We start from the raw sequence: 21,154 nt of genomic DNA, 5'->3' as shown, positions 1-21,154 counted from the left end.
TTAAGTTGCAGGAAAACAGGCTGGTCTTATCGAAATTACACTCGATAGGGCCAGCCTTTCATCTAAGGGAGGATTTAAAAGTGACAATTGAAGATAAATCGAGAATTACCGTTGATATATATGGACACCAATATAAGCTGAAAGCAAGCAACAGCACCAATTACATGAAGAGTGTTGCCGAATACGTGAACGACCAAATGACGCGCATTGCCAAGGGGTATCCACGACTGGATTCCCAGCGGATCGCTGTCCTTGCCGCTGTGAATATGGCCGATGAATGCTTCCGCATGAACGAAGTCATGGAAGAGCTGAGCAAAACTCAAAAAGAGCATGAAGCAACCAAAGCGGCTCAAGAGAAATTATTGATAGCTTACAACGAGATAAAACAAGAGAAAGAAAGTCAGCAAGCCTTAATCAATGAGCATCAAGCAACACTTGCCCAAACCAGTCAAGAGCTCGAGCAAGCCAAAGAAGAGGCGCTGAAAAATAAAAAAGAGCAGGATCAAGTGAAGCAGCAGCTGCAGCAAGCTAAGCAGCAACAAGAGAGTGCGAAACAGCAGCATGATCAAGCCAAACAGCAAGCTGAACAAATCAAGCAGCAACTAGATCAAGAAAAACGTCAACAAACCCAAGTGAGACAATTGTTGGAGCAAGAACAAAAGCAGCATCAACAAATCAAGCAGCAGCTGGAACAAATCAAACAACAACAGCTGCAAACAAAACAGCAGTTGGACCAAGCCAATCAGAAGTTGGACCAAGAGAAACAGCAGCTAATTGAAGCCAAACAGCAGCAAGAGAAAGCTAATCAATCGCTGGATCAAGAACAAAAGCAGCATCAACAAATGAAGCAGCAGCTGGAACAAATCAAACAGCAGCAGCTGCAAACGAAACAGCAGTTGGACCAAGCCAATCAGAAGTTGGACCAAGAGAAACAGCAGCTTATCGAAGCCAAACAGCAGCAAGAGAAGGCTAATCAATCGCTGGATCAAGAACAAAAGCAGCATCAACAAATGAAGCAGCAGCTGGAACAGATCAAGCAACAACAGCTGCAAACGAAACAGCAGTTGGACCAAGCCAATCAGAAGTTGGACCAAGAGAAACAGCAGCAAATCGAAGCCAAACAGCAGCAAGACAAAGTGAATCAATTGCTGAATCAAGAAAAGCAGCAGCATCAGCAAACAAAGCAGCTTCTGGAGCAGGCTAAGCAGCAGAACCACAACGTTGCAAAGCAGTTGGAAGAAGACAAACAGCAGCGTGACGAGGTACTTCAGCAGCAAGAGCAGCTGCAGCAAGCACTTGAACAAGAAAAGCAGAAGCAGCAGCAATTGAAATTGCAGCTTGAGCAGGAGAAACAGCAAAGAGCCGCTCAATTACAGAAGCTGAATGAACAGCATCGGGCTGAGAAGATCACGTTGTCACAGATCCATCAGAAGGATACAGATGAGCTGAAACAGTATTATCACGGGGAAAACGATCAAATCAAACAACAGCTGAGTCACCAATTTGAGCTAGATAAAGAGACCATCAAAGCCAAGCATGATGAGGAGCTCAAGCAAATCAGCGCTATGCATCAAGACGACATAAACGAGAGATTAAAGCTCTCCGAGCAAGAGAAAGGCGAGCTTGTAGGGAGCTATCAAGAACAACAAACGAACATTATTCAACAGTTTGAAAGTCAAAAGGAAACGATAATCAAGCTTTATAAAAGTCAGATAGAAACTTTGCTTGCACAGGAACAAGCTGAGCGAAGCGCGCTCGCCAATCGTTTTGAGCAAGAAAAAGCAAGTTTGCTCGCCCAGATACAGAAAGAAAAAGATGCGCTGATGCAGCAAAGCATGAATGATGAAGATCAGCTCAAGGAATTTGAACGAATCAAGGAAGAGTACAGAGAACTGCGCGAGGAATATGCGAAACTGCAAAATGAATATCATGAATGGATCGAGCTTGTAGAAACAGATAGCCCCAGCAGGTAGCCTACGTGACAATGAACACATTAGATTATGTCTTGTTGGCAATAGTCGCATTGGGTTTATTGCTTGGTTATTTTAGAGGTTTTATAGCCCAAATTGTTTCGATTTCAGGCTTCATCTTAGCGTATCTCGTTGCCTTTTATTTTTACAAAGATTTTGCACCCTATCTTCGCAATGCCATCTCATTGCCAACGTATCAAAATTATCAGAAATACGAATTTATCGTCAAAGGGCTCAATCTGGATACGTATATCCTGAATGCAATTGCCTTCGCTCTCTTATTTTTTGGCGTCAAATTTGCGCTTGTTTTCATCGGCAGGGCACTGAATATTTTGGCCAAGACCCCAGGACTGAATTTTATTAATCGCTGGAGCGGGGCAATTCTGGGACTAGCTGAAGCCTTGTTGATAATTATTATAGCCGTCAATGTTATTACCATCATCCCTTCAGATGGGCTCCAAAAGCTGCTCTCAAGCTCTGCCCTAGCTCCGTATCTAATCAATGAACTTCCTAATATAGCAGGCAAGCTCCAAGACCTGTGGAAACAAGGAATCCCCATATAGAAGCTGCTCTTTCTACTTTTAGAAAGGGCAGCTTTTATTTGCTTGCAGCATCATGCACGAGAAAATGTTCAGAGATTGTCCAGAATCATGATTTATAGTCCTAGTAAGCATTAAATTTGTAGTTGTTAGGATGGAGGTACTAGGGTTGGCAAACATACTGGTTGTGGATGATGCGGCATTTATGAGGACGATGCTCAAATTAATACTTATGGATGCTGGACATGTGGTAGTTGCAGAAGCAGGCAATGGACTAGAGGCTGTGGAAGTTTACAAAAGAATTAAGCCCGATCTGGTGACTATGGATATTACGATGCCCGAGATGGATGGGATTGCCGCTGTTAAAGGCATTCTTTCCTTTGATCCGAGTGCAAAGATCGTGATGTGCTCAGCGATGGGCCAGAGGCAAATGATTATGGAATCTTTTACGGCAGGAGCCAAAGATTTCTTGGTGAAGCCCTTTCATAAGGACAAAGTCGCAGAGACAATTGAAAAAGTTATGAGTATTTAAAAAGGAAAAAAGCTTACCGCGAACACTTTATCGCAGTAAGCTTTTTGTTATTTATTATTCAACAATCAAAGTTGTTTTCATATTCGCGTGTCCTGAACCGCACATGATCGAGCAGTTGATAGGGAACGAGCCGGCTTTATCTGGTGTAAAAGTAACTGTTTTTTTGCTGTTATCTAGATTGATTTTGAATTCTTTGATCGATGCCCCGTGCATGCCTTCCGCATTTTCAAGAGAAATCGTCACAGGCTCGCCTTTTTTGACGCGATATTCCGTTTGATCGAACTTATAGTTCGTTGCTTTCAAAACAACCTGTTGACCTCCGGCTGCTGCGCTGGCGGCAGGCGTTGTTGTGGACCCGGCTGATTTCGTATCCTTGCTTCCACAAGCCGTTATTGCAATAACTAAAGCTATTCCCATTAAAAGAACGAGTAATTTCTTCACGTGTACCCCTCCGAAAATAAGTTTGATTGCTACTTTCTTCCTCATTGTACACGACCTAATCTTAAAAAACAGTGACAAACTCGTGAAAGCATATCCGATGAAAGATTATAATAGATTGTCAAGTTGGTTCCAAAGAAAAGATCGGCCCGGCGAATGGATCCGCTGCAGACCGATCTTTTTTTGGCTTAGCCTGGATACCAGCTATTGAAGCTGGCGGGTTTTATCGACGATCATCTCTTCCTGAGATCCCTTGTTCAAAGGGAGTCTTCACAGGGATGAACAAGTCGATGATTCCGATGACTAAAGCGGCTAAAATCGCACCTATTACACTCGTCGACACATTGCTCACGACAAATTGAGCGGCCCAAATGACAAGCGCACTCACAAGAAAACCTACGATTCCTCTGCCAAAAGGTGTGATTTGTTTGCCGAAAACCCCTTCAATGACCCAAGCGGCTACGGCGATGACTAATGCTAGGAAAAAAGCGCTCCAGAATCCGCCGACCTTAAAGCCCGGCACTAGCCAACTGACAAACATTAAGACCAAAGCAGACACAATAAACCTGACCAGATGTCCAAGAAGATGCATGTCGTGATCCTCCTTCGTTCTGCAATGAGCGCAAAGTCTCAAAGTCAGAAAAAATGATTTTGTTGGAATTTGCTTGGCGTATTTGGAGATGTTGTTCCTTTGGCAGAAGGAATAGGTGCACACCTTAGTGTATCCCAATCGGAAGAAGATTATGGCAGGCAGCATCTTCCATATAATCATTGTCTCCATAGCTAATCAGGGGCGGTTTGGTTTATAATATACGGTAGAGAAAAGAGGTTGGGACTGTTGAATAAGAAAATTATCAAAACATTAGATTATGCGAAGATTTTACATAAACTGGCTCATCATGCGGCTACCTCCTTGGGCAAAGAAGCTGTAGAGCAGCTTGAACCCAAGGGTGACTTTGAACTGGTTAAGCTTAGGCTGCAAGCAACGGATGAGGCTGTGAACATTGAACGCTTAAAAGGAAATGCTCCTTTTGGCGGAATTCGAGATATTCGTTCCTCGCTGCACCGTTCAAGAATAGGCGGTATGTTAAATCCGACCGAGCTGCTTGATATTTCAACGACGCTGTTTGGAACCCGCAGACTGAAGCGCTTTGTTGTGGCAGTTCATGAAGATGAATATGCGGTACCTATGCTCAAAGATAAAGTTGATCTGCTTACAGAGAATAAGCCATTGGAAGATAAAATAAATAGCTGTATTGATGAGAATGCGGTCGTTGTAGACAGCGCAAGTCCAGAGCTTGGACGTGTGCGCAGTGAGCTTCGCACAGGGGAGAGCAGGGTCCGTGAGCGGCTGGAGCAGATGCTTCGCAATTCCTCCGTCCAGAAGATGCTGCAGGATGTATTGATTACAATTCGGAATGATCGTTTTGTCATCCCGGTCAAATCGGAATATCGCTCAAGCTTCGGAGGGATGATTCATGATCAATCCGCTTCAGGTGCGACTCTGTATATAGAACCGGATGCGATTGTCCAATTAAACAACAAAATTCGTGAACTGAAGTTCAAAGAAGAAGTCGAAATCGAGAAGATTCTGCGCGCATTAACCGAGCTGGTTGCTGAACAGGCTGAAGTGTTGGTCATGGACGTTGATCTGCTGGCTGAGCTTGATTTTACGTTTGCGAAAGCTGGTCTAGCTAGGGAATTGAAAGCAACGATGCCTTATTTGAATGACCGAGGCTTTATCAAAATCAAACGAGGCCGTCATCCATTGATTGCCGCGGACAGCGTAGTGCCGCTTGATCTGGAGCTTGGCAATGATTACTCGCAAATCATTGTTACAGGTCCGAATACAGGCGGGAAAACCGTATCTCTCAAAACAGTAGGCCTGCTGAGCCTGATGGCGATGTCAGGGCTGTTCGTCCCTGCTGAGGAAGGCAGTCAATTATGCGTATTTGATGCCATCTATGCGGATATCGGTGATGAGCAAAGCATCGAGCAAAATTTAAGTACATTTTCAAGTCATATGACGAACATCATAAGCATTTTGAGAGACATGACTCCCAAAAGCTTAGTCCTCCTAGATGAGTTAGGCGCAGGCACAGACCCTGCGGAAGGGTCGGCTTTGGCCATTTCTATTCTGGATTATATCCACCAAATTGGCTGCCGCATTATCGCAACGACGCATTATTCCGAGCTCAAAGCGTACGCGTATCAAAAGCAAGGCACCATTAATGCCAGTATGGAATTTGATATACAAACACTAAGTCCAACATACCGTTTGTTAGTTGGTGTTCCTGGTCGAAGCAACGCTTTTGCGATTGCGGAGCGTCTTGGCTTGTCGCGCCGCATTATTGAGCATGCGCGCACACAGGTAGGCGAGGAAGATAAGCGCATCGAATCGATGATCGCTTCCCTCGAAGAGAACCGCCTGATTGCGGAAGCCGAGCGCCAAAGCGCGGAAGAGTTGCGGCGCGAAGCAGAGGAGATGCGCCGAACGTTAGAGGCGCAGCAGGCGAAGTTCGACGAGCAGCGGGATAAGCTGCTTGAGAAGGCCGAGCGCGACGCGCGCGAGGCTGTCGCCAAGGCGCGCCGCGAGGCGGACGAAGTCATCGCCGATCTGCGGCGCATGGCGCAGGAAGAAGCCGGCGGGGTCAAGGACCACCGGCTGGTGGAAGCCAAACGCCGCCTCGATCAGGCGGCGCCGGAGCTGCGCGACAAGCAGGTTCGCGCCGTGAAGAAGCGGCCTGAGCGTATTGAGGCCGGCGATGAAGTGCGTGTCGTGACCCTGAGCCAGAAGGGTCACGTTGTTGAAATTGTCAGCGCCACAGAAGCTAACGTGCAGCTGGGCATCATGAAAATGAAAGTAGCCCTCTCGAACCTCGAGAAAATAGGCAGCCCAGCACAGAAAAAGCCGGCACACCAGCCGGCGACAATCGTCAAAAGAACGCGTGACGACAGCGTGAAGATGGAGCTTGATATGCGTGGACTGAATATGGAGGAAGCCATGATTGAGGCTGATCGCTTCCTAGATGAGTCATTTCTAAACAATTTCGGGCAAGTATATCTGATTCATGGCAAAGGTACCGGGGTGCTGCGCACAGGCATGCAGGAGTATCTGCGTCGCCACAAGCATGTGAAAAGCTACCGAATGGGCAATTACAATGAAGGCGGAGCCGGCGTAACGGTGGTCGAACTAAAATAATTTTTAAATTTTTTTTCAACTTTTTGAAACCCCTAGTTTGGGACTGCGTATGTAATGTGTGTAAGCACCGGTGATTAGAAAACAAAATGCAACATCCAATTATACAATCAAATTTTTATAAACCTTAGGAGGAATTTACAATGGGAATTTTCAAAAGACTGCGCGATATGACAATGGCTTCAATCAATGACTTACTGGATAAAGCAGAAGATCCAGTCAAGATGCTGAATCAGTTCTTGCGTGACATGGAAGAGGACATTTTGGAAGCTGAGGCAGCTGTTGCCAAGTCCATTGCAATTGAGAAGAAATTCAAGCTTCAATACGAAGAGTCCGAAGAAATGGTGACGAAGCGTACGGAACAAGCCATGAAAGCTCTTGAATCAGGCAATGAAGACTTGGCTCGCCGCGCTTTGGAAGACAAGAAAGAGCATCAAGCTCGTTTCGATGAACTGAAACAACAGTACGATCTTGCCAAAACGAACGCGGATCAGCTTCGCCGCCAATTGACAGAAATGAAAGACGAGTTCAACAAAATGAAGAACAAGAAGGACTTGTTGATTGCTCGTGCTGAAACAGCCAAAGCTCAAAAGCAAATCAATCAAGCTATGTCTGGATTTGGTACCGACAATGCGGCTAAAGGCTTTGACCGTATGAGCGAGAAGGTGCTTCAAATGGAAGCTGAAGCGCAAGCAAGCGGCGAGATTCGCGCGAAAAACCGCAGCTTGGATGATGAGCTTGCTGGCCTTGGCGCTGGCAGCAGCGGTATTGACGACGAACTGGCAGCGATGAAAGCAAAGCTTGCTGAAAAAAAACAATCCTAATGCTATACTAAGTAGGTACCTGCGAGAGACTGAGCTAAACTCAGTCTCTTCTACCATATATAGGGATCTTTGCATCGAAGCTTCTCTACAATGAAGGAAGGCAGGAGACGATATGAACGAAGAGGTGGATGTGTTGTTTAGTAACCCGTATTTATCGACACTTGCATTTTTTGCAGTGGCTGTCATCGCACTAGTCGTATTTCTCAAGATTTTTGATTTGCTCACGAAGTACGATGACTGGGCTGAAATCAAAAAAGGCAATTTATCTGTGGCGATGGCAACAGGTGGGAAAATTTTTGGGATATGTAATTTGTTCCGATTCTCTATTCTCAACAATGATACGATGATGCACTCCCTCATCTGGGCAGGGTACGGATTCTTGCTGTTGTTAGTTGCTTACTTCATTTTTGAAATATTGACGCCTCATTTTAAAATTGATGAAGAAATCAAAAAGGATAATCGCGCGGTCGGATTCCTGTCCTTAACGATATCAGTCTCCCTATCCTATGTAGTTGGAGCTTGTGTAACGTAGTATCCTACATATTCTTGGAGGGCTTGAACGATGAAATACCTGTGGGGCACTCTGTTTGCCATCGCATTTGTATTTGTGGCGGCAGGGGTTTATTATTTATTGAAATATGCATGAATGCATTAAGTGGAGGATTACGCAATGAGTGCCAACGAAGAAGTTGTTTGTCCATGGTGCCAAACGGAAATCGTTTGGGATCCAGAAATTGGACCCGAGGACGAATGTCCACATTGTTTTAACGAATTGAACGATTACCGGAGTATTGATCTCAAGGTGAAGCTGACAGGCCAGCCGCTCCGTTTTGAAGAGCAGGAATATCCGGATTCCGATGAAGATTTGTCGCTGGCTTGGGATGATTCCGATGAACCTCTCGACAAATACGGGGAAAAGGTTCAACATATCACGGATGAGCAAGAAGAAGCGCCGGAATGCTCGAACTGTCATGAATTGCTCTTGCTGGCCGGAGATGAAGTCGTCAGTGAAACGGCATTTACACCCGTTATTCCCAAAACTTTGGGAAGTGCTTTTCTAACGGGTCCGTTTACTTTGAATGTTTATGTATGTCCATCCTGCTTCAAGGTTGAGAAGATCCTATCGGATACGGATCGCCTGCTCATGGTATCCAGAATTAAATCGGAATAGTCGATCGAGCCGAATCCTGCGGGATTCGGTTTTTTATTTGCGCCGCCTCATATTTTCACTCCGTTGGGGAAGCTTAACAAGAGCGATTTCGATGTATGGGAAAGGGTGGGAGGCGCGCATGCCAAAAGGGCAGAGCCGACAGAGATTTGGACAAGGCAAAGCGAAAGACAATCCAGCAGGCACGTATTTTGAGAATCGAGAAAGCGGCGCTGCTAACGGTCAAGCTGCCGTACATAAAGGACGTTTAGACGCTCAGGCTATTTTATTACTCATCGTTCATACGCTTTTTGGCGGGGCGAATGCCCTGTCAGGAACTTTCGTGGGTGTCTATTTGTGGAAGGCGAAAAATGACTACGCTTTAATCGGTTGGTTTACCTTAACCACACATTTAACGATGGCGATTACCTTCTGGCTTGCTGGCAAGTGGGTCAAGGAACATAACAAAATGAACTGTTTGCGGGCTGGTGTCTTTGTTTCAGCCATTTTTTATATGTTGGTTTTATGGATGGGGACAAGCAGTATACACTATTTTGTGTGGCTGGGTATGGTACAGGGCATATCAGCGGCTTTCTTCTGGGTTGCTTTTAATGTCGTTTATTTTGAAGTGACAGATCCGGATAATCGTGACCGATTCAATGGATGGGTTGGGCTGTTGGGCTCGGGAGCTGGCATCCTTGCACCATGGATTTCGGGGCTGCTGATCGTTAACCTGGGTGACGGCACCGGATACCGCTTGATTTTCTCCATCTCACTAGGCATTTTTCTGCTTGGGGTGATCATAAGCTTCTTTTTGAAAAAACGCAAAGTCGAGGGCATATATGAGTGGTTATTCCCTTTGCGCATTTTGCGGCAATCGGAGACCCCTTGGAAGCGGGTCAGCTTAGCCCTCGTATTTCAAGGTGTTAGAGAAGGGGTATTTGGCTTCATGATTGCTTTGCTCGTCTACATTTCTACCTCAAGCGAAGCGAGCTTAGGCAACTTTGTACTCATGACTTCCGCTGTGTCCTTAGTCAGCTTCTGGGCGGCAGGACGATTCATTAAGCCTCGTTTTCGGAAAATCAGCATGTTTATCGGTGCTTTAATGGCGGTTGTCGTTATCCTTCCTTTTTTCTGGAAAATGGGCTATGCAACGTTGCTCATATTCGGTTTGGGAGCTTCGCTGTTTTTTCCGATGTACTCGGTACCGATGGTTTCGGCTGTATTCGATCTTATTGGATCCAATGAAGAGAGCGCGAAGCAAAGGGAGGAGTATATTGTACTTCGCGAGCTGTCCCTGAATGTGGGGAGGATGCTGGGCGTTGTGCTTTTCATCTGTGTCATTTCATGGAGCAAAGCCCCTCTGGTCATCAATGTGCTGTTGTTGGTCATTGGCAGCTCTACGCTGTTCAGCTGGTATTTCATGAAAAAGCAGCTATCTGTAATTAAACCTTGACATCTATGGGGCTTCCCGATAAAAATGTGGGTATAGTCGGTTATTGTTGGGAAGAGGAGTGAGTAATACGTGGCACAGCACAAAATGGTTAACAGCATTACAGAGCTGATCGGTGATACACCTGCGGTGAGAATCAACCGATTGGTCAAACCGGGAGATGCTGAGCTTTATGTGAAGCTTGAATATTTCAATCCAAGCGGCAGTGTGAAGGACCGCGCTGCTTTTAATTTAATCGAGCAGGCAGAGAAGCAGGGGCTGCTTCGTCCAGGCGCTACGATTATTGAGCCAACGAGCGGCAACACCGGTATCGGACTTGCGATGAACGCCGCCGCTAAGGGCTATAAAGCGATTCTGATTATGCCTGACAATATGACCAAAGAGCGCATTAACCTGCTCAAGGCTTACGGCGCAGAGGTTGTGCTTACGCCTGCCGCGCAGCGAATGCCGGGAGCCATTGCCAAAGCTGTGGAGCTGCGGGATCAAATCCCGAACAGCTATATTCCGCAGCAGTTCGAGAACCCGGCGAATCCGAATATTCATCGGACAACCACAGCTCTGGAAATTCTGGAGCAGACGGAAGGCCGGCTGGATGCCTTCGTCGCAACTTCCGGTACGGGAGGAACGATTACAGGCACGGGCGAGGTGCTTCGCGAGAAGCTGCCGGACATTGAGATCTATGTTGTAGAGCCGAAAGGCTCTCCGGTATTGTCTGGAGGAAGCCCAGGGCCGCATAAACTCGTAGGGACAAGTCCTGGCTTCGTGCCGGCGATTTTGAATACGAGCATCTATGATCATATCGTGCAGGTGTCAGATGAGGACGCGATCCGAACGATGAAAGAGCTGGCAAGCCTAGAGGGGATCCTCGTAGGGCCTTCTGCTGGCGCTTCGGTCTGGACTGGCTTACAGGTGGCGCATAAGCTGGGCGCGGGCAAAAGGGTGCTGTGCATAGCGCCGGATACGGGTGAGAGATACCTGTCTATGGACATTTTTGACTAAAAGAGTGTCACCATGCAGCTTAAAGGAATATATAATTCCGATGAGCTGTATTTTTTTGTTTAGATGTTGAATAAAAATTCATTTATGAGTATAATTATAAGAGTAAAAGCTGTTTGAAGGAAAGGTGGATTTATTGTGAAATTAGCCTATGTCAATGCATTTCCTGAGAAAGACCAACTTCATAATTTTATACAAACATATACAGAAGAGTGCATAAAGTCAGGATCTCAGGTACAGGTGAACTGGAACGAGCTAGAAACGCCGTGTGTTATATCGGTTTATGATGACAACACGCTTGTCGGGATTGGGTGCAGCGCCGATGTACCGATTATTCATGTGCGTCCGACGTATGAGTACCGTGAAATTGAAACGATGGTAAACAAATTGCTGCAAGCCGAATCCAAGTTTGGGGTTGTGCATGGTTGATCGTTACAAGCGTTTGAAGACAGGCCGCTGGGGTATCCAGAGGTCTTTTTGCGTTGTTCAAGCATGGATATTTTGGTTATACAAAAATAATCTGCCTTTTAGACAGGCACAGTAATTGAATTAAGCTACCGATTCATTGTAAGATTAAAGGATGAACGAAAACCCATATTTCAGAAAGGTAGGTTTAACCATGGATACTTTGAAGCTTAAAATTCTCGAACTGATGAAAGAAGACGCGCGCAGGAGTGCGGATCTCATCGCCACAATGCTAGGAACGGCGGAGGACGAAGTGGCGCGAGCGATAAGCGAGATGGAAGCGGATAAGGTCATCGTCAAATATGCGACAGTGGTGAACTGGAGTAAAGTAGATGACGAAAAGGTTACCGCCCTAATTGAAGTGCAAATTACGCCGGAACGCGGACATGGCTTTGACGCCATCGCAGAACGGATCTATTTATATCCAGAAGTCAAATCCGTCTATCTCATGTCTGGCGCCTATGACTTGCTTGTCGAAATTGAGGGGAGTTCCCTGAAACAAGTAGCGTCATTTGTATCGAATAAGCTATCCCCGATTGATCGTGTTCTTTCGACCAAAACGAATTTCATATTAAAAAAATACAAACAAGACGGCATCATATTCGAAGATCAGGCTGACGATCACCGAATGCTTGTTTCGCCGTAAAGAAGAGGGACGCCGCCATGATCAAAGATGAGACAACGATTGAGCAGAATAAGGTTAAATCCATGCAAGATTATCTCGCTCCTGCCGTACGTGGAATAAAGCCTTCCGGGATTCGAAAGTTTTTTGATTTGGTAAGCAACAGCAAGGATGACATTATCTCGCTTGGTGTGGGAGAACCGGATTTCTCGACGCCTTGGCACGTGCGTGAAGCGGCTGTTTACTCGCTTGAGCGCGGCAGAACGAAATATACGCCGAACTCCGGCATTCCAGAGCTTCGTGAAGCCATCGCCGAATATTTGTACACCTCGTTCAAAGTGAAATACGAGCCAACCGATGAGGTGCTGGTTACCGTTGGGGGCAGCGAAGCGATTGACTTGGCTCTGCGCGCACTGATTACACCTGGAGACGAGATTCTTATTCCGGAGCCTTGCTATATTTCATATTCCCCAATCACGAGCATTAGCGGCGGCGTGGCAGTAGGTATCGAAACGTTCGCAAAGGATCAATTCAAACTGACAGAGAAAGCGCTGCGTGATGCGATTACGCCTCGCTCCAAAATATTAATTCTTTGTTACCCTAGCAATCCAACCGGCGGTATTATGACTTATGAGGACTGGCTGCCGATTGCTAAAGTGGTCGAAGAGCACGATTTGATCGTCATTTCCGATGAAATCTATGCAGAATTAACCTACGGACAGAAGCACGTGAGTTTCGCAGCTGTTCCAGGGATGAAGGATCGGACAATTCTGGTCAGCGGGTTCTCCAAGGCATTTGCCATGACAGGCTGGCGGATGGGTTATGCTTGCGGTCATCGAGAGCTGATCTCCGCTATGACGAAGATTCATCAATACACGGTTATGTGCGCACCGGTCATGGGGCAGGTGGCTGCACACGAAGCATTGACTAATGGCTTGGAAGAGAAAGACCGCATGATCGAGTCGTACAATCAACGCAGACGGCTTATCGTCAAAGGCTTCCGAGAGATTGGCCTGGAGTGCCATGAGCCGCAAGGCGCATTCTATGCTTTCCCGAGTATCGTAGCAACGGGGCTAACTTCAGATGAGTTTGCACAGCGGCTACTGTTCGAGTCCAAGGTCGCTGCAGTTCCCGGTGATGTGTTTGGTTTAGGGGGAGAAGGCTTCCTGCGCTGTTCCTATGCGTATAGTGTTTCTCAATTGAATGAAGCTTTAGAGCGTATTGGGAAATTTTTGAGAAAATTGTAAAATGTAAAGTAAATAGATATGTTCATTATGTCTAAAAACTGGTATTCTTGTAGTAAGGAGGGATGAGCATGGCTTTTTTGGAATACCAACTATCAACCTATCATAAACAGCTTCAAATTTGCGATCAGAATATTGGACAACGTTGGTTGACTAAGCGTGCAAAGAAAAAAAATTCCCTCAACTTACTCGAAGAAGAGATTCATTCTTTACGGCGGAAGCTTGAACAGATGGTTCTGGACGGTCAAGAAATGACCTCCGAAGCTGTTGTCGAATTGAGCACAATCCTAGACCAAAAGATAAATGAATATATGAACAACGGAAAGAAAAGTCGGTGAAAACCGACTTTTCTCGCGACTATCGAAGGATTCAGATAACATACGGAGGTACGTTCCCAACATGAAAGTGAAATGGCTGTTGATGATGATGGTTGGACTTACGTTACTGCTGGCTGGCTGCGGCGGACCGAAGCCGGATGTTTCGATTTTTGTCATGGGACAAAACGGGTTCCCGAGTGAAGCGGCAGAGAAGCTGGAAGGTTCCTTGAAATCCAAGGTTGGTGAGACGCCAACCGTTAAATTAGTGAGCTCCCCCATTTTCTCACTGGAGAAAATGATTGTTGAACTAGCGGCCGGCGGAAACGGTATTTTCATCCTTGCCGAAGATCAGTTTAAATCGCTTAGCAACCAAGGCGGGTTTGTTTCACTGGATGAGATAATTAACCCAGAGGACTATCCAGATGGTGTCGTTGAGATGAAGGAAGAGGGCAAGCCTGCCGAAAAGCATTTATACGGTATTCCACTAGCTGGAAACAAGTGGATGAAGGAGCAGGGCTTTGAAGGAAAAGGGCTGGTCGCATTCATTCCTCAAAACGCGCCAAAGCCAAAGCTAGAGGCAGCCAAGCAAGTGCTTAAAGTAATTGCACAAAAGTAATAAGACGTCTATAATCGACAAATAGATTGATAGTTAAATATGCGCCATAGGTGTTGGCATGCTTCATGATAAGCATGGCAGCTTAAAAGGGAAGCCGGTTCAAGTCCGGCGCGGTCCCGCCACTGTAATCCACTTAGCAAAGGTGGAAAGTCAGAATACCTGCCCATGGAGCCCTATACGACATCCTTCGAGGAAAAGGATCGCGTTAAATCAGGAAGCAAGCCTCAAGTTGCTAATCACCGCGATTTATCGTCCCTTTGTTCCTTTCAGGAACAGAGGGACTTTTTGGTTGTAATGGCACTAAGAAGGTTAATCGTAATTATTTGGTAGAAAGAGGGTTAATGAGCATGCAGAAGAAGTTGGTTAGAAAAGCGCTGATCCTTACAGTAGCGCTGGCAACGGCAGTCAGCTTAGCGGCTTGCGGGAAAAAGGATGCAGAAATAACCAATCCATCCAAGCTGGGCGGCGAGGGAACGAAGGCCCCTACGGTTACAGCATCACCGGCAATTGCCAAAAAGACGACATATCCTTTGAAGATTAAAGATGCTACAGGCAAAGAGTTCACGTTCGACAAAGCCCCGGAACGTATCGCATCCGTATCTCCGGCAGAAACGGAAGCTCTTTATGCCCTTGGTTTAGAAGCGAACATTGTTGGTGTATCCGATTATGATGATTATCCGGAAAGTGCGAAAACGAAGCCGAAATTAGGCAGTATTACCAAGCCGAACCAAGAAGCGCTCATCGCTTCCAATGCGAACATTGTCTTTACGGGTGTTTCGATGAAAGTCGATACGGTGGAGCAGCTGCGTGGACTGAACGTAAACATATTTAAGGTTGAGCCCAAAACGCTGGATGATGTCATTGCGAACATTCAAACGTATGGTTTGATTACAGATCATCAAGACCAAGCAGATAAAATTGTGGCTAAAATGAAAGCAGATCGCCAGAAGGTTGTCGACGCTGTGAAGGATGTTAAGCAAGAAAACAAGAAGAAGGTTTATATTGAATTCAGCCCGGGCTGGACTGTAGGCAGCGGTGAATTCATGGATGAATTGATTAAGCTTTCCGGTGGTGTCAATGTGGCTGGGGACGGTAAAGGCTGGTATCAAATCAGCGAAGAGAAGATCATTGCGCAAAATCCAGCCGTTATTTTATTCGCTAACGGTGTTATTGATACCAAAAGCAAGAAATCATTGGACGAAATTATTCGGACTCGCAGCGGCTGGGACGCGATTGAAGCTGTGAAAAACAAGCAAGTGATCGGCCTTGATCAGAACATGCTGAGCCGTCCGGGACCTCGATTGACAGATGGGCTGCTTGAAATGGCCAAAGGCATCTATCCCGAACTGGTGAAATAAATGAAAAGAAAATTAATGCTATGGGGAGGAGTAGGAGTTATACTCCTTCTTCTTTCTATTCTGGTGAGTTTAACGCTGGGTACAGCAAAGCTTCCCATCTTCCAAATAGCGGGCATTCTCGGCAAGCATATTCCTTGGCTTGGTGATGCTATTCATGTTAGCTGGCCGCAATCGGCGGAGCAAATTATTAATAAAGTGAGATTTCCCCGCGTGTTGCTTGGCATTTTGGTAGGTGCATCGCTTTCCATTGCGGGAGCAGCTTTCCAAGGGGTGCTCCGCAATCCTCTTGCAGATCCTTATGCGCTGGGTGTTTCTTCAGGAGCATCGGTAGGAGCTGCTTTTCTCATTTATTTTGGTCTGCAGCTGGCTTGGTTCGGACAATGGTCGATTCCGATCGTTGCCTTCGTGACGGGACTCCTTTCTTTATTCCTTGTGCTTAAGCTTGCGCAGATTGACGGCAAGCTGAAGATGGAGACGCTTATCTTATCAGGTGTTGTCATGCAGGCTTTTCTAGGGGCGATTGTTTCGTTCATGGTATCGATTTCCAAGCAGGTTATTAATGAAATTGTGTTCTGGTTAATGGGCAGCTTGGCTATGCGCGGCTGGTCTTATATTTATATCATTTCACCTTATTTACTAATTGGCGTTCTGGTGCTTCTGAGTTACGCCAGATCCATGAATTTACTCTCGTTAGGCGAGCGTCAGGCTTCGCATCTTGGTGTCAATGTGGAACGGACGAAGCTGGTTGTTTTGATCACAGCTACGTTCTTAACGGCTGCAGCCGTTTCCGTTGCAGGGGTGATCGGCTTTGTAGGTCTCATTGTGCCCCATTTGGTGCGCTTGATTGTAGGACCTGATTACCGATTGATTATTCCTCTTTCGGCCATTGGCGGAGGTATCTATGTATTATGGGCTGATACGCTTGCCCGCACCTTGTTAAGTCCAACGGAAATTCCGCTAGGTGTTATAACGGCATTTCTGGGTGCGCCTTTTTTCGCCTATTTGCTTCACAAGGATAAGAAAACGTTAAGAGGTTGATCACGATGATTAAAGTGGAGCAGCTTTGTCAGAGCTTTTTGGAACAGCAGGTTCTGGAACAGATTAGCTTTGAGGTCAAGCAAGGTGAGTTTTTTGGCATAATTGGACCCAATGGCAGTGGGAAATCGACGCTGCTTCGGCTTTTGTCGGGGATTGATCCGATCAAAAAGGGGAAAGTGCTGCTGGATGAGCGCGCAGCCGCCTCCTTCTCGCGGAAGGAGCTTGCCAGATGGCTGGCCGTGCTGCAGCAGGATGCCCTTCCCCCGGTCGGCTTTACGGTTCGTGAAGTGGTGGAAATGGGGCGATATCCTTTCCAAAATTGGTTGGGAGAGGACTCCGCTGATGCAGAAGGGTTGATTGAAACCATTATACAAAGGCTGCACTTGGAGCCCCTCATTGACCGTACCATTGAACGTCTAAGCGGAGGAGAACGGCAGCGAGTCGCGCTGGCCAAGGTGATGGCGCAGCAGCCGCGGCTGCTCATGCTGGATGAACCAACGACATTTCTCGATATTGGGTATCAAGTGCAGATGATGGACTATATCAAAGAATGGCAGCACGAAGCTGAGTTAACCGTCGTTGCTGTTCTGCATGATCTAAACCTGGCAGCCCAGTACTGTACGCGACTAATGGTGGTTCACAACGGCCGCATGGCGGCAATCGGAACACCGGATGAAATTATTACTAGCGGATTAATCAAAGAGGTATATGGAACGGAACCAATCGTTTTGCCGCATCCTGTCAATGCCGCTCCGCAAATTCTGCTGCAGCCCGGCAAATAATGAACTTCATGGAGGTTGATGATATGAATACACTGGAATCGATTATTTCAAGCATTTTGCCCATACAAGAAGACGTGGTGACGCAAGCCAATGATCATTTGAACCAATTGACCAAACCGCAGGGCAGCCTAGGCAAGCTCGAGGATATTGCTCGTCAAGTTGCCGGAATTACAGGCGAAGTGATGCCGGTTTTCGATAAAAAAGCCGTGATCGTCATGGCCGGAGATCATGGGGTGTGCGAAGAAGGAATCAGCGCTTTTCCAGCGGAAGTGACACCTCAAATGGTGTTGAACTTTCTTTATGGCGGAGCCGCTGTCAACGTACTGGCTAGACATGCAGGTGCCGAAGTCATCTGTGTGGATATGGGTGTAAATGCCGATTTGGAGCATCCGAATCTAGTTGCCCGCAAAGTACGCAAAGGCACGCGGAATATGGCGCTAGAGTCAGCGATGACGCCAGACGAAGCCATTCAGGCCATTCAGGCCGGTGTCGAGCTTGTCGACGAGCTGGCAGAGAAAGGCTTTCGCCTGTTTGCGACAGGGGAGATGGGGATCGGCAACACCACGGCAAGCGCCGCTATTTTGTGCGCGCTGACGGGCTTGGACGCCAGCATAGCGGTTGGCCGCGGAACAGGCATTGATGATGCCAAATGGCTGCATAAGCAATCCGTTGTGAACAAGGCTCTGGATGTGAATGGGCTTCGGCCTGCGGAAGGGCAAGAGATCCAGTCAAGCGGGGACTATGCGCTAGAGGTATTGACCAAAGTCGGGGGGCTCGAAATCGCCGGACTGGTTGGGGTCATACTGGGCGCAGCGAAAAACCGCTGCCCGGTCGTTGTCGACGGCTTCATCTCGTCGGCGGCAGCGCTTGTGGCGAGCCGATTAGCACCGCTAAGCGCGTCCTATATGCTCGCATCGCACTTATCGCAGGAGCAGGGGCATACGAAGATGCTCGAAGCCGTAGGCCTCGCAGCGATGCTGCAGATGGATATGAGGCTGGGGGAAGGAACAGGCGCTGTGCTTGTCTTCAACGTGATCGACGCCGCAGGCAAGATCATGAAGGAAATGGCGACATTCGAAAGCGCAGGCGTGTCGCGGGGGTAATCAGCTGGCGGCAAGGACGTAAGAGAGCTTACGAAGAGAAGGAGGCGAGGGCGCCATGGCGGTGTTGGTAACGGGCGGCGCGCGAAGCGGCAAGAGCGCTTTCGCAGAACAGCTTGCGATGCACGGCGAGCAGCAGGGAATATACATCGCGACCTCTCACATCTACGATGAGGAAATGAGGGAGCGGGTAGGTTTGCACAAGCAGCAGCGGCTCAGCTCGGGCTATCCGTGGGATACGCGGGAAGAGCCGTATGAGCTGTGCGAACTTCTTAAGCAGCTTCAGGAGAACGGTACGAATGCTGGTATACCCGCACCTGCTGTTCTGGTAGACTGCTTAACGCTTTGGCTGACGAATTGGCTGCTTCGCTATGAATCAGAGACTAATGCTTCAGCTTTGGTTACGAAACGGTTGGATGAGCTTGTTGAGTCGGTTTCCTCCTATGCAGGGACCCTCATACTGGTAACCAATGAGGTGGGAGACGGGATTGTCCCGGAATACCCGCTGGGACGCACCTTCCGGGATCTGGCAGGACGGATGAATCAGCGCCTAGCGGGCGTTTGCGAAGAGGTATTTTTGGTTACGGCAGGAATTCCTATCGAGTTAAAAAGTAGAGCTTATCGACTGGATACACGTCCTTCGTCGTCAAGGACGGAACGGTGATTACCATGTGGATGTACTCCTGGCAGGAGATCGTCAGCATGACGATTGCTGCCATCGTGATAGACTGGATTCTTGGTGATCCAAAGTGGCCGACCCATCCTGTTATTCACATCGGACGCTGGATACGCGGAATTGAAAAAATGCTGCGCAAAGACACCGATTCACCGGGATGGCTGCGAGCCAAAGGCATTTTGCTAACCGTTTCGACCATAGGCATCAGCTTCTTTAGTGTAATGGTGCTGATTATGGCAGCACGTTCCGTTCATGAATGGCTGGGATATGCGGTGAGCACATGGTTGATTTCAACCACTATCGCCATCAAAGGGCTGAAGGATGCTGCTTATCTCGTCTACAATCCGCTGCGCAAAGGCGAACTCGCCGATGCTCGCAAGTACACCGGCTACATCGTAGGCCGGGATACGGACGAGCTCGGAGAGGAAGAACTGACGCGCGCGGTTGTGGAAACGGTAGCGGAGAATATTGTCGACGCGGTGATCTCGCCGTTGTTCTACGCGCTGCTCGGCGGAGCGCCGCTCGCGATGTTATACCGGGCATCGAATACACTGGATTCGATGGTCGGCTACCGAAATGACAGATACCGTCATTTCGGCTGGGCGTCGGCCCGCTGGGACGACGTCATGAACTGGATTCCGGCGCGGCTGACCGGCCTCCTGCTGATTCTCGTCGCTCTGCTGCAGCCGCGGCTTTCGGCGAAGCGTTCGGCCGCAGCCGTCCGCCGCTTCGCGCACTTGCACCCCAGCCCGAACAGCGGAATTCCGGAGTCGGCGGTAGCCGGAGCTCTCGGCATTGAGCTGGGCGGGCTGAATGTCTACGGCGGCGCGGCAAGCGAGCGCGCCCGCCTGGGGTGGCCGCTGCGCCCGCGGACGCAGCAGGATATCGTCTATGCCGTGCGTATGCTCTACGGCGTAAGTTTTGTAGTGATGGGAGGATTGCTATGCATACTGCTCGTGCTTTTGTTCTAGATTGGCTGCGCGCTTGCATAGCAGCCTTTCAATTTCTGACGCGTTTGCCCATTCCGGTGCAAATTGATTATACAGAGCGAGTGTTTAGGCGGAGCGTAGTTTTTTATCCGCTCGCTGGGTTTGTCATGGGGCTGCTATTGCTGCTTGCTGGCAAGGGACTTGGCATCATCCTGCCGCCAATGCCGGCTGCTGCCTTGCTGCTAAGCCTGTGGGTTGTTTTGAGCGGGGGGCTGCATCTGGATGGCTTGATGGATACGGCTGATGGCATTCTCAGCCATCGTCCCCGCGAGCAGATGCTCGAAATTATGAAAGACAGCCGCGTAGGCGCGATGGGGGTCATCGTCTGCGTCCTGCATTTGCTACTGAAATTTTCCCTGCTGTACACATGGCTGGATCATCTGGTGGACAGCGGCAGTTGGGGAAATAGTTGTCTAATCGTTGTTGTTCCCATATGGAGCCGTTGGTTTATGGTATTGGCGATTTATGGATGGCCCTACGCGCGAAAGGACAGCGGATTAGGCAGCTTATTTCGCAGCGTACGCAAAGGGCATGTCTTTGCTTCGTTAGGCGTAGCCCTTCTTGCAACTACGGTTTTCGTAGGCGGAACACTCCGTGATGGGAACGTCTCTGTTATGTTTGATTCCACACTCTGGATCATCGTGTGCGGTGTTGTTTTGGGCACGCTTGCGGCTGGCTGGGCTTTCGCAGCGTATATGAGCAGTAAACTAGGCGGGTTAACAGGAGATACCTACGGGGCGCTGAACGAGCTTCTGGAAAGCGTCCTGTTGTTAGGCGTTATATTAGTACCGATCGTATATGTATAACTAAAATCATGCTCTTTATCATAGATTTTATGATGGAAAGGGG

23 protein-coding genes and 1 riboswitch are annotated in these 21,154 nt (G+C 47.9%); of the genes, 21 read left to right on the top strand and 2 right to left on the bottom strand.

Annotated features, from left to right (window positions below; all coding sequences use genetic code 11):
• Positions 1 to 80 precede the first annotated feature (80 nt).
• The 3 genes from BC351_RS03800 (at position 81) to BC351_RS03790 (ending at position 3,041) form a co-directional block, all read left to right on the top strand.
• Complete coding sequence (locus tag BC351_RS03800; RefSeq protein WP_158081974.1) at positions 81 to 1,973, top strand: cell division protein ZapA; 1,893 nt, start codon at positions 81 to 83, stop codon at positions 1,971 to 1,973.
• An 11-nt stretch (positions 1,974 to 1,984) separates the two neighbouring features.
• Complete coding sequence (locus tag BC351_RS03795; protein ID WP_079409378.1) at positions 1,985 to 2,533, top strand: CvpA family protein; 549 nt, start codon at positions 1,985 to 1,987, stop codon at positions 2,531 to 2,533.
• A 145-nt stretch (positions 2,534 to 2,678) separates the two neighbouring features.
• The gene (locus BC351_RS03790) at positions 2,679 to 3,041 is read left to right on the top strand and encodes a response regulator (RefSeq protein WP_079409377.1); all 363 of its coding nucleotides are present in this window, start codon (positions 2,679 to 2,681) and stop codon (positions 3,039 to 3,041) included.
• A gap of 54 nt (positions 3,042 to 3,095) precedes the next feature.
• Here the strand turns inward: BC351_RS03790 and BC351_RS03785 are convergent, their stop codons facing one another.
• Both BC351_RS03785 and BC351_RS03780 read right to left on the bottom strand, forming a co-directional pair.
• Positions 3,096 to 3,482, bottom strand: coding sequence for a cupredoxin domain-containing protein (locus tag BC351_RS03785; protein ID WP_079409376.1), 387 nt, complete (start codon positions 3,480 to 3,482; stop codon positions 3,096 to 3,098).
• 220 nt (positions 3,483 to 3,702) lie between these two features.
• Positions 3,703 to 4,071: a phage holin family protein gene (locus BC351_RS03780; RefSeq protein ID WP_079409375.1), complete on the bottom strand. Its 369-nt coding sequence runs from the start codon at positions 4,069 to 4,071 to the stop codon at positions 3,703 to 3,705.
• 246 nt (positions 4,072 to 4,317) lie between these two features.
• Between BC351_RS03780 and BC351_RS03775 the strand changes: the two genes are divergently transcribed.
• The 18 genes from BC351_RS03775 to cobS all read left to right on the top strand — a co-directional run bounded on the left by BC351_RS03775 (position 4,318) and on the right by cobS (position 21,111).
• A complete protein-coding gene (locus tag BC351_RS03775) occupies positions 4,318 to 6,681 on the top strand; it encodes an endonuclease MutS2 (protein ID WP_079409374.1) in 2,364 nt (787 codons plus the stop codon).
• Between the two features lie 140 nt (positions 6,682 to 6,821).
• The gene (locus BC351_RS03770; RefSeq protein WP_079409373.1) at positions 6,822 to 7,502 is read left to right on the top strand and encodes a PspA/IM30 family protein; all 681 of its coding nucleotides are present in this window, start codon (positions 6,822 to 6,824) and stop codon (positions 7,500 to 7,502) included.
• Between the two features lie 112 nt (positions 7,503 to 7,614).
• Positions 7,615 to 8,034 (top strand): DUF350 domain-containing protein, encoded by a 420-nt coding sequence (locus tag BC351_RS03765; protein ID WP_079409372.1) that lies wholly within the window; start codon positions 7,615 to 7,617, stop codon positions 8,032 to 8,034.
• A gap of 138 nt (positions 8,035 to 8,172) precedes the next feature.
• Positions 8,173 to 8,673, top strand: a complete 501-nt coding sequence (locus BC351_RS03760; protein ID WP_079409371.1) for a hypothetical protein — start codon at positions 8,173 to 8,175, stop codon at positions 8,671 to 8,673.
• Positions 8,674 to 8,791: 118 nt separating this feature from the next.
• The gene (locus tag BC351_RS03755) at positions 8,792 to 10,105 is read left to right on the top strand and encodes an MFS transporter (protein WP_079409433.1); all 1,314 of its coding nucleotides are present in this window, start codon (positions 8,792 to 8,794) and stop codon (positions 10,103 to 10,105) included.
• Positions 10,106 to 10,189: 84 nt separating this feature from the next.
• Positions 10,190 to 11,101: a cysteine synthase A gene (gene cysK, locus BC351_RS03750; RefSeq protein ID WP_079409432.1), complete on the top strand. Its 912-nt coding sequence runs from the start codon at positions 10,190 to 10,192 to the stop codon at positions 11,099 to 11,101.
• Positions 11,102 to 11,236: 135 nt separating this feature from the next.
• On the top strand, positions 11,237 to 11,527 hold the full coding sequence (locus tag BC351_RS03745; RefSeq protein WP_079409370.1) for a hypothetical protein: 291 nt from the start codon (positions 11,237 to 11,239) through the stop codon (positions 11,525 to 11,527).
• Between the two features lie 190 nt (positions 11,528 to 11,717).
• The gene (locus BC351_RS03740; RefSeq protein ID WP_079409369.1) at positions 11,718 to 12,209 is read left to right on the top strand and encodes an Lrp/AsnC family transcriptional regulator; all 492 of its coding nucleotides are present in this window, start codon (positions 11,718 to 11,720) and stop codon (positions 12,207 to 12,209) included.
• A gap of 17 nt (positions 12,210 to 12,226) precedes the next feature.
• A complete protein-coding gene (locus BC351_RS03735) occupies positions 12,227 to 13,432 on the top strand; it encodes an aminotransferase class I/II-fold pyridoxal phosphate-dependent enzyme (protein WP_079409368.1) in 1,206 nt (401 codons plus the stop codon).
• A 68-nt stretch (positions 13,433 to 13,500) separates the two neighbouring features.
• Positions 13,501 to 13,767 (top strand): aspartyl-phosphate phosphatase Spo0E family protein, encoded by a 267-nt coding sequence (locus tag BC351_RS03730; protein ID WP_079409367.1) that lies wholly within the window; start codon positions 13,501 to 13,503, stop codon positions 13,765 to 13,767.
• Positions 13,768 to 13,828: 61 nt separating this feature from the next.
• Positions 13,829 to 14,362: a hypothetical protein gene (locus BC351_RS03725; protein WP_079409366.1), complete on the top strand. Its 534-nt coding sequence runs from the start codon at positions 13,829 to 13,831 to the stop codon at positions 14,360 to 14,362.
• A 31-nt stretch (positions 14,363 to 14,393) separates the two neighbouring features.
• A riboswitch (cobalamin riboswitch) is annotated at positions 14,394 to 14,543 on the top strand.
• A gap of 166 nt (positions 14,544 to 14,709) precedes the next feature.
• Entirely contained in the window at positions 14,710 to 15,720 is a 1,011-nt protein-coding gene (locus BC351_RS03720) for an ABC transporter substrate-binding protein (protein ID WP_425270899.1), read from the top strand.
• The gene (locus BC351_RS03715; RefSeq protein WP_079409364.1) at positions 15,721 to 16,758 is read left to right on the top strand and encodes a FecCD family ABC transporter permease; all 1,038 of its coding nucleotides are present in this window, start codon (positions 15,721 to 15,723) and stop codon (positions 16,756 to 16,758) included.
• Between the two features lie 5 nt (positions 16,759 to 16,763).
• Complete coding sequence (locus BC351_RS03710; protein ID WP_079409363.1) at positions 16,764 to 17,540, top strand: ABC transporter ATP-binding protein; 777 nt, start codon at positions 16,764 to 16,766, stop codon at positions 17,538 to 17,540.
• A 23-nt stretch (positions 17,541 to 17,563) separates the two neighbouring features.
• Positions 17,564 to 18,643 (top strand): nicotinate-nucleotide--dimethylbenzimidazole phosphoribosyltransferase, encoded by a 1,080-nt coding sequence (gene cobT / locus BC351_RS03705; protein WP_079409362.1) that lies wholly within the window; start codon positions 17,564 to 17,566, stop codon positions 18,641 to 18,643.
• 55 nt (positions 18,644 to 18,698) lie between these two features.
• Positions 18,699 to 19,304 carry a bifunctional adenosylcobinamide kinase/adenosylcobinamide-phosphate guanylyltransferase gene (gene cobU, locus BC351_RS03700; RefSeq protein WP_079409361.1) on the top strand — a complete coding sequence of 202 codons (606 nt, stop codon included), beginning with the start codon at positions 18,699 to 18,701 and terminating at the stop codon, positions 19,302 to 19,304.
• Between the two features lie 5 nt (positions 19,305 to 19,309).
• Positions 19,310 to 20,287 carry an adenosylcobinamide-phosphate synthase CbiB gene (gene cbiB, locus BC351_RS03695; protein ID WP_079409431.1) on the top strand — a complete coding sequence of 326 codons (978 nt, stop codon included), beginning with the start codon at positions 19,310 to 19,312 and terminating at the stop codon, positions 20,285 to 20,287.
• Positions 20,260 to 21,111 (top strand): adenosylcobinamide-GDP ribazoletransferase, encoded by an 852-nt coding sequence (gene cobS, locus BC351_RS03690; RefSeq protein WP_079409360.1) that lies wholly within the window; start codon positions 20,260 to 20,262, stop codon positions 21,109 to 21,111. Before cbiB ends, cobS begins: the two co-directional genes overlap by 28 nt.
• Positions 21,112 to 21,154 lie beyond the last annotated feature (43 nt).

It is taken from the genome of Paenibacillus ferrarius (genome assembly GCF_002027705.1).
In the GTDB taxonomy this organism is placed as follows: Bacteria; Bacillota; Bacilli; order Paenibacillales; family NBRC-103111; genus Paenibacillus_E; species Paenibacillus_E ferrarius.
This window is presented reverse-complemented; position numbering and strand designations above follow the sequence as displayed.

Coding starts and splice junctions, on each gene's coding strand:
- BC351_RS03715 (WP_079409364.1), top strand. CDS start 15,721: ATGAAAAGAAAATTAATGCTATGGGGAGGAGTAGGAGTTATACTCCTT.
- BC351_RS03735 (WP_079409368.1), top strand. CDS start 12,227: ATGATCAAAGATGAGACAACGATTGAGCAGAATAAGGTTAAATCCATG.
- cbiB (WP_079409431.1), top strand. CDS start 19,310: ATGTGGATGTACTCCTGGCAGGAGATCGTCAGCATGACGATTGCTGCC.
- BC351_RS03720 (WP_425270899.1), top strand. CDS start 14,710: ATGCAGAAGAAGTTGGTTAGAAAAGCGCTGATCCTTACAGTAGCGCTG.
- cobT (WP_079409362.1), top strand. CDS start 17,564: ATGAATACACTGGAATCGATTATTTCAAGCATTTTGCCCATACAAGAA.
- BC351_RS03710 (WP_079409363.1), top strand. CDS start 16,764: ATGATTAAAGTGGAGCAGCTTTGTCAGAGCTTTTTGGAACAGCAGGTT.
- BC351_RS03760 (WP_079409371.1), top strand. CDS start 8,173: ATGAGTGCCAACGAAGAAGTTGTTTGTCCATGGTGCCAAACGGAAATC.
- BC351_RS03765 (WP_079409372.1), top strand. CDS start 7,615: ATGAACGAAGAGGTGGATGTGTTGTTTAGTAACCCGTATTTATCGACA.
- BC351_RS03795 (WP_079409378.1), top strand. CDS start 1,985: ATGAACACATTAGATTATGTCTTGTTGGCAATAGTCGCATTGGGTTTA.
- BC351_RS03740 (WP_079409369.1), top strand. CDS start 11,718: ATGGATACTTTGAAGCTTAAAATTCTCGAACTGATGAAAGAAGACGCG.
- cobU (WP_079409361.1), top strand. CDS start 18,699: ATGGCGGTGTTGGTAACGGGCGGCGCGCGAAGCGGCAAGAGCGCTTTC.
- BC351_RS03725 (WP_079409366.1), top strand. CDS start 13,829: ATGAAAGTGAAATGGCTGTTGATGATGATGGTTGGACTTACGTTACTG.
- BC351_RS03780 (WP_079409375.1), bottom strand. CDS start 4,071: ATGCATCTTCTTGGACATCTGGTCAGGTTTATTGTGTCTGCTTTGGTC.
- BC351_RS03730 (WP_079409367.1), top strand. CDS start 13,501: ATGGCTTTTTTGGAATACCAACTATCAACCTATCATAAACAGCTTCAA.
- cysK (WP_079409432.1), top strand. CDS start 10,190: ATGGTTAACAGCATTACAGAGCTGATCGGTGATACACCTGCGGTGAGA.
- BC351_RS03755 (WP_079409433.1), top strand. CDS start 8,792: ATGCCAAAAGGGCAGAGCCGACAGAGATTTGGACAAGGCAAAGCGAAA.
- BC351_RS03770 (WP_079409373.1), top strand. CDS start 6,822: ATGGGAATTTTCAAAAGACTGCGCGATATGACAATGGCTTCAATCAAT.
- cobS (WP_079409360.1), top strand. CDS start 20,260: ATGCATACTGCTCGTGCTTTTGTTCTAGATTGGCTGCGCGCTTGCATA.